This is a genomic window from Pseudacidovorax sp. DMC4, assembly GCF_056314265.1.
Genome location: NZ_JBQUYR010000031.1, coordinates 1 through 5,796, shown reverse-complemented (window position 1 = coordinate 5,796; position 5,796 = coordinate 1). Strand labels below are relative to the sequence as shown.

The 5,796-nt window shown below is 52.1% G+C and carries 1 protein-coding gene, 2 tRNA genes and 3 rRNA genes; 1 reads left to right on the top strand and 5 read right to left on the bottom strand.

Annotated elements, in window-relative coordinates:
• Positions 1-30: 30 nt before the first annotated feature.
• The 5 genes from rrf to ACT54X_RS28665 form a co-directional block, all read right to left on the bottom strand.
• A 5S ribosomal RNA gene (gene rrf / locus ACT54X_RS28685) occupies positions 31-143 on the bottom strand.
• A 132-nt stretch (positions 144-275) separates the two neighbouring features.
• Positions 276-3,146: ribosomal RNA gene (locus tag ACT54X_RS28680) — 23S ribosomal RNA — on the bottom strand.
• A 343-nt stretch (positions 3,147-3,489) separates the two neighbouring features.
• Positions 3,490-3,565: transfer RNA gene (locus ACT54X_RS28675), tRNA-Ala, on the bottom strand.
• A gap of 60 nt (positions 3,566-3,625) precedes the next feature.
• Positions 3,626-3,702, bottom strand: a tRNA-Ile gene (locus ACT54X_RS28670).
• Positions 3,703-3,791: 89 nt separating this feature from the next.
• Positions 3,792-5,320 (bottom strand): 16S ribosomal RNA (locus ACT54X_RS28665).
• The 16S, 23S and 5S rRNA genes sit together here with 2 tRNA genes alongside, the layout of an rRNA operon.
• 213 nt (positions 5,321-5,533) lie before the next feature.
• Here ACT54X_RS28665 and ACT54X_RS28660 point away from each other — a divergent pair.
• Positions 5,534-5,796: hypothetical protein (locus tag ACT54X_RS28660; protein ID WP_476350028.1), on the top strand; the 263-nt coding region annotated here is incomplete at its 3' end.

The following is a 5,796-nucleotide window of genomic DNA, read 5'->3' as shown; positions in this document are numbered from 1 at the left end:
TTGCTGAGGGGCTTTTTGAGGGCTGTAAGAGCCTGACGATGACCTACTTTCACACGGGAGTCCGCACTATCATCGGCGCTGAGTCGTTTCACTGTCCTGTTCGGGATGGGAAGGAGTGGTACCAACTCGCTATGGTCATCAGGCATAAAGGGTTGTCGTGTTGATTTTTGGATCAGCACAACGAATTCATAGAGTCTGTCAGCTTTTGTTTGATTGCGCCTGGCATAACACCTTGATGGGCTTCTGCATTTGGCAGAGCACTGAATCAAAGTTATAGGGTCAAGCCGCACGAGCAATTAGTATCGGTTAGCTTAACGCATTACTGCGCTTCCACACCCGACCTATCAACGTCCTGGTCTAGAACGACTCTTCAGGGGGCTCAAGGCCCCGGCAGATCTCATCTTGAAACGAGTTTCCCGCTTAGATGCTTTCAGCGGTTATCTCTTCCACACTTAGCTACTCGGCAATGCCACTGGCGTGACAACCGATACACCAGAGGTGTGTCCACTCCGGTCCTCTCGTACTAGGAGCAGGCTTCCTCAAATCTGCAGCGCCCACGGAAGATAGGGACCAAACTGTCTCACGACGTTTTAAACCCAGCTCACGTACCTCTTTAAATGGCGAACAGCCATACCCTTGGGACCGGCTACAGCCCCAGGATGAGATGAGCCGACATCGAGGTGCCAAACACCGCCGTCGATATGAACTCTTGGGCGGTATCAGCCTGTTATCCCCAGAGTACCTTTTATCCGTTGAGCGATGGCCCTTCCATACAGAACCACCGGATCACTATGTCCTGCTTTCGCATCTGCTCGACTTGTCAGTCTCGCAGTTAAGCACGCTTATGCCATTGCACTATCGTCACGATGTCCGACCGTAACTAGCGTACCTTCGAACTCCTCCGTTACGCTTTGGGAGGAGACCGCCCCAGTCAAACTGCCTACCATGCACTGTCCCCAACCCGGATAACGGGTCTAGGTTAGAACCTCAAACACACCAGGGTGGTATTTCAACGTCGGCTCCATGTGATCTAGCGACCACACTTCAAAGCCTCCCACCTATCCTACACAGATCTGTTCAAAGTCCAATACAAAGCTACAGTAAAGGTTCATGGGGTCTTTCCGTCTTTCCGCGGGGAGATTGCATCATCACAAACATTTCAACTTCGCTGAGTCTCAGGAGGAGACAGTGTGGCCATCGTTACGCCATTCGTGCAGGTCGGAACTTACCCGACAAGGAATTTCGCTACCTTAGGACCGTTATAGTTACGGCCGCCGTTTACTGGGACTTCAATCAAGAGCTTGCACCCCATCATTTAATCTTCCAGCACCGGGCAGGCGTCACACCCTATACGTCCACTTTCGTGTTTGCAGAGTGCTGTGTTTTTAATAAACAGTCGCAGCCACCGATTCTTTGCAACCCTTTCATGCTCCGTTGTTCACTTCACACTACTAGGGCACACCTTCTCCCGAAGTTACGGTGTCAATTTGCCGAGTTCCTTCTCCTGAGTTCTCTCAAGCGCCTTAGAATACTCATCTCGCGCACCAGTGTCGGTTTGCGGTACGGTCGTGTGCAGCTGAAGCTTAGTGGCTTTTCCTGGAACCTCGTTCATTCACTTCGCGAGCAAGCTCGCTCGATCGACAGCCTCGGTATATGTACGCCGGATTTGCCTGACGCACGCCTACTTCTGCCTAAACCGGGACATCCAACACCCGGATGAACTATTAAGATCCGTCCCCACATCGCACTGCACATCGGTACAGGAATATTGACCTGTTTCCCATCAGCTACGCATCTCTGCCTCGCCTTAGGGGCCGACTCACTCTACGCCGATGAACGTTGCGTAGAAAACCTTGCGCTTACGGCGAGCGGGCTTTTCACCCGCTTTAACGCTACTCATGTCAGCATTCGCACTTCTGATACCTCCAGCAGCCTTTACAAGCCACCTTCACAGGCTTACAGAACGCTCTCCTACCACTCACACTTGCGTGTGAATCCGCAGCTTCGGTAACTGGCTTAGCCCCGTTACATCTTCCGCGCAGGACGACTCGATCAGTGAGCTATTACGCTTTCTTTAAATGATGGCTGCTTCTAAGCCAACATCCTGACTGTTTTAGCCTTCCCACTTCGTTTCCCACTTAGCCAATTTTAGGGACCTTAGCTGGCGGTCTGGGTTGTTTCCCTCTTGAGTCCGGACGTTAGCACCCGGTGCTCTGTCTCCCAAGCTCTACTCTTCGGTATTCGGAGTTTGCCTTGGTTTGGTAAGTCGCCATGACCCCCTAGCCAAAACAGTGCTCTACCCCCGAAGGTAATACTTGAGGCACTACCTAAATAGTTTTCGGAGAGAACCAGCTATTTCCAAGTTTGTTTAGCCTTTCACCCCTATCCACAGCTCATCCGCTAGTTTTGCAACACTAGTCGGTTCGGACCTCCAGTACCTGTTACGGCACCTTCATCCTGGCCATGGATAGATCACTTGGTTTCGGGTCTACACCCAGCGACTGAACGCCCTATTCGGACTCGATTTCTCTACGGCTTCCCTATTCGGTTAACCTTGCCACTGAATGTAAGTCGCTGACCCATTATACAAAAGGTACGCAGTCACCCTTGCGGGCTCCTACTTTTTGTAAGCATGCGGTTTCAGGATCTATTTCACTCCCCTCCCGGGGTTCTTTTCGCCTTTCCCTCACGGTACTAGTTCACTATCGGTCGATGATGAGTATTTAGCCTTGGAGGATGGTCCCCCCATGTTCAGACAGGATTACACGTGTCCCGCCCTACTTGTCGCTAGCTCAGTACCACACAGGTCTTTTCGCATACGGGACTATCACCCACTATGGTCGGCCTTTCCATGCCGCTTTGCTAAGTCCTGTGATATCACTAGCAGGCTCCTCCGATTTCGCTCGCCACTACTTTCGGAATCTCGGTTGATGTCTTTTCCTCGAGCTACTGAGATGTTTCAGTTCACCCGGTTCGCCTCGTATCCCTATGTATTCAGAATACGATACCTTTCGGTGGGTTTCCCCATTCGGAAATCTCCGGATCAAAGCTAATTTGCCAGCTCCCCGAAGCTTATCGCAGGCTATCACGTCCTTCGTCGCCTATCATCGCCAAGGCATCCACCACATGCTCTTATTCACTTGACCCTATAACTTTGACCTCTCTCACGAGAGTTCTCAGTCCATCAAGGAATTGTCAGGTCTCTCACCTGACGCGTTATGCCGTCTTCAATTTGCTTTTTTACAGCAAGCTGAAGTTCATTTGACGCAATCAAAAAATGTCGCCAGAGGCACGGTCCGCACTAAACCTTTACGAATGTGCAGTTTCCTCTGACAACGCTGATTCGACTCTATGAATTTTTAAAGAACAGCCGATTGATCCGGTCTATACCGGACCAACAACAAAGAAGCCTTTTGCAAAGCCTCTTTGGTGTTGGTTTGATCTTCTTGTCTTCTTGTCTTCTTGTTTTTCGCTTGCCTGCTGGCTTGTTGGTGGAGGATGACGGGATCGAACCGACGACCCCCTGCTTGCAAAGCAGGTGCTCTCCCAGCTGAGCTAATCCCCCGATTCTCATCCATGCGTACCTCGCGCATCCGCGCCCTACGCACTTCTTGCCTCGGAAGATTGGTGGGTCTAGTTGGGCTCGAACCAACGACCCCCGCCTTATCAAGACGGTGCTCTAACCAGCTGAGCTACAGACCCCTGGTCAACATCGCCTCACAGCGACGCCAACTCGACTCTTCCAACAACCGATAAGTGTGGGCGTTTGACTCGGAAACCTCAGTTTCCAGAAAGGAGGTGATCCAGCCGCACCTTCCGATACGGCTACCTTGTTACGACTTCACCCCAGTCACGAACCCTGCCGTGGTAAGCGCCCTCCTTACGGTTAGGCTACCTACTTCTGGCAGAACCCGCTCCCATGGTGTGACGGGCGGTGTGTACAAGACCCGGGAACGTATTCACCGTGACATGCTGATCCACGATTACTAGCGATTCCGACTTCACGCAGTCGAGTTGCAGACTGCGATCCGGACTACGACTGGCTTTATGGGATTAGCTCCCCCTCGCGGGTTGGCAACCCTTTGTACCAGCCATTGTATGACGTGTGTAGCCCCACCTATAAGGGCCATGAGGACTTGACGTCATCCCCACCTTCCTCCGGTTTGTCACCGGCAGTCCCATTAGAGTGCCCTTTCGTAGCAACTAATGGCAAGGGTTGCGCTCGTTGCGGGACTTAACCCAACATCTCACGACACGAGCTGACGACAGCCATGCAGCACCTGTGTTACGGCTCTCTTTCGAGCACTCCTCTATCTCTAAAGGATTCCGTACATGTCAAAGGTGGGTAAGGTTTTTCGCGTTGCATCGAATTAAACCACATCATCCACCGCTTGTGCGGGTCCCCGTCAATTCCTTTGAGTTTCAACCTTGCGGCCGTACTCCCCAGGCGGTCAACTTCACGCGTTAGCTTCGTTACTGAGAAAACTAATTCCCAACAACCAGTTGACATCGTTTAGGGCGTGGACTACCAGGGTATCTAATCCTGTTTGCTCCCCACGCTTTCGTGCATGAGCGTCAGTGCAGGCCCAGGGGATTGCCTTCGCCATCGGTGTTCCTCCGCATATCTACGCATTTCACTGCTACACGCGGAATTCCATCCCCCTCTGCCGCACTCCAGCGATGCAGTCACAAAGGCAGTTCCCAGGTTGAGCCCGGGGATTTCACCTCTGTCTTACATCACCGCCTGCGCACGCTTTACGCCCAGTAATTCCGATTAACGCTCGCACCCTACGTATTACCGCGGCTGCTGGCACGTAGTTAGCCGGTGCTTATTCTTACGGTACCGTCATCAGTTCCCTGTATTAAAAGAAACCTTTTCGTTCCGTACAAAAGCAGTTTACAACCCGAAGGCCTTCATCCTGCACGCGGCATGGCTGGATCAGGCTTGCGCCCATTGTCCAAAATTCCCCACTGCTGCCTCCCGTAGGAGTCTGGGCCGTGTCTCAGTCCCAGTGTGGCTGGTCGTCCTCTCAGACCAGCTACAGATCGTCGGCTTGGTAGGCCTTTACCCCACCAACTACCTAATCTGCCATCGGCCGCTCCGTCCGCGCGAGGTCTTGCGATCCCCCGCTTTCATCCGTAGATCGTATGCGGTATTAGCACAGCTTTCGCTGCGTTATCCCCCACGATCGGGCACGTTCCGATGTATTACTCACCCGTTCGCCACTCGTCAGCACCTTGCGGCCTGTTACCGTTCGACTTGCATGTGTAAGGCATGCCGCCAGCGTTCAATCTGAGCCAGGATCAAACTCTACAGTTCGATCTTTGAATACTCATAAAACGGAATCGAAGTGAACTTCACTTCTTCTCTATTCCATGAGCGTTTGAATGAGCCTAAGCTCAAGTTCCGAAGAACTCGGTCTCCTCATCAAACGCCCACGCTTATCGGCTGTATGTTTTTAACGTTCACCAGAAAGCAGCACATCAGCACCTCTTTCTGTCGTCTTCGCTGCGATCAGCGAAGCCCTCGATTATGACAGCTTTTATAAAGACCTGTCAAACTTTCGGGTCTTTCGTCCTGCAGGCCACCGAAGCAACCCACTCGACCAACCACCCGCAACACCTAGCAACTACTAACTTCACCGCTTTGCGTCGAGCCCTCGATTATGACACGCTTTTTTCTAAAAGCGCAACTTCTTTTTTTACTCAGAAGCCGCCGCCACTCTCTCAAACCCCTCACCAGCCAAACTCAGCAACCAAAGGCTACGTATCAGTCAGCGAGCCCGCCAGTATACG